Raw genomic sequence first — 1,848 nt, forward strand, 5'->3', positions numbered from 1 at the left:
GTCGGTCCCTAAGGCGAGGCTGAAAAGCGTAGTCGATGGAAAACAGGTTAATATTCCTGTACTTCTGGTTATTGCGATGGAGGGACGGAGAAGGCTAGGCCAGCTTGGCGTTGGTTGTCCAAGTTTAAGGTGGTAGGCTGAGATCTTAGGTAAATCCGGGATCTTAAGGCCGAGAGCTGATGACGAGTGTTCTTTTAGAACACGAAGTGGTTGATGCCATGCTTCCAAGAAAAGCTTCTAAGCTTCAGGTAACCAGGAACCGTACCCCAAACCGACACAGGTGGTTGGGTAGAGAATACCAAGGCGCTTGAGAGAACTCGGGTGAAGGAACTAGGCAAAATGGCACCGTAACTTCGGGAGAAGGTGCGCCGGTGAGGGTGAAGGACTTGCTCCGTAAGCTCATGCCGGTCGAAGATACCAGGCCGCTGCGACTGTTTATTAAAAACACAGCACTCTGCAAACACGAAAGTGGACGTATAGGGTGTGACGCCTGCCCGGTGCCGGAAGGTTAATTGATGGGGTTAGCTAACGCGAAGCTCTTGATCGAAGCCCCGGTAAACGGCGGCCGTAACTATAACGGTCCTAAGGTAGCGAAATTCCTTGTCGGGTAAGTTCCGACCTGCACGAATGGCGTAACGATGGCGGCGCTGTCTCCACCCGAGACTCAGTGAAATTGAAATCGCTGTGAAGATGCAGTGTATCCGCGGCTAGACGGAAAGACCCCGTGAACCTTTACTATAGCTTTGCACTGGACTTTGAATTTGCTTGTGTAGGATAGGTGGGAGGCTTTGAAGCGTGGACGCCAGTTCGCGTGGAGCCAACCTTGAAATACCACCCTGGCAACTTTGAGGTTCTAACTCAGGTCCGTTATCCGGATCGAGGACAGTGTATGGTGGGTAGTTTGACTGGGGCGGTCTCCTCCTAAAGAGTAACGGAGGAGTACGAAGGTGCGCTCAGACCGGTCGGAAATCGGTCGTAGAGTATAAAGGCAAAAGCGCGCTTGACTGCGAGACAGACACGTCGAGCAGGTACGAAAGTAGGTCTTAGTGATCCGGTGGTTCTGTATGGAAGGGCCATCGCTCAACGGATAAAAGGTACTCCGGGGATAACAGGCTGATACCGCCCAAGAGTTCATATCGACGGCGGTGTTTGGCACCTCGATGTCGGCTCATCACATCCTGGGGCTGAAGCCGGTCCCAAGGGTATGGCTGTTCGCCATTTAAAGTGGTACGCGAGCTGGGTTTAGAACGTCGTGAGACAGTTCGGTCCCTATCTGCCGTGGACGTTTGAGATTTGAGAGGGGCTGCTCCTAGTACGAGAGGACCGGAGTGGACGAACCTCTGGTGTTCCGGTTGTCACGCCAGTGGCATTGCCGGGTAGCTATGTTCGGAATAGATAACCGCTGAAAGCATCTAAGCGGGAAACTAGCCTCAAGATGAGATCTCACTGGGACCTTGAGTCCCCTGAAGGGCCGTCGAAGACTACGACGTTGATAGGTTGGGTGTGTAAGCGCTGTGAGGCGTTGAGCTAACCAATACTAATTGCCCGTGAGGCTTGACCATATAACACCCAAGCAATTTGCTTGCTCTAACGAGCACCAGATTGCGGTGACTGTGAAGACGACACGAACCGAAAGTTCGCACGCTTTGCTCACAAGCAGCACACAAAACTATCACATACCCATTCGCTGGAGCGTGAACCGAAAGGTAAACGACCTGGCTACCGAATTTCTTGACGACCATAGAGCATTGGAACCACCTGATCCCATCCCGAACTCAGCAGTGAAACGATGCATCGCCGATGGTAGTGTGGGGTTTCCCCATGTGAGAGTAGGTCATCGTCAAGATT

2 rRNA genes (1 of these 2 running past the window's edge) are annotated in these 1,848 nt (G+C 52.4%); both read left to right on the plus strand.

The annotated features are described in order from the left end of the window. Window positions 1-1,562 (plus strand): 23S ribosomal RNA (locus F8N12_RS15280) (it extends 1,332 nt beyond the left edge of the window). A 168-nt stretch (window positions 1,563-1,730) separates the two neighbouring features. Then, window positions 1,731-1,846, plus strand: a 5S ribosomal RNA gene (gene rrf / locus F8N12_RS15285). Window positions 1,847-1,848 lie beyond the last annotated feature (2 nt).

The sequence above is a fragment of the Pseudomonas fluorescens genome (assembly GCF_902497625.1).
Taxonomy (GTDB): Bacteria; Pseudomonadota; Gammaproteobacteria; order Pseudomonadales; family Pseudomonadaceae; genus Aquipseudomonas; species Aquipseudomonas fluorescens_BQ.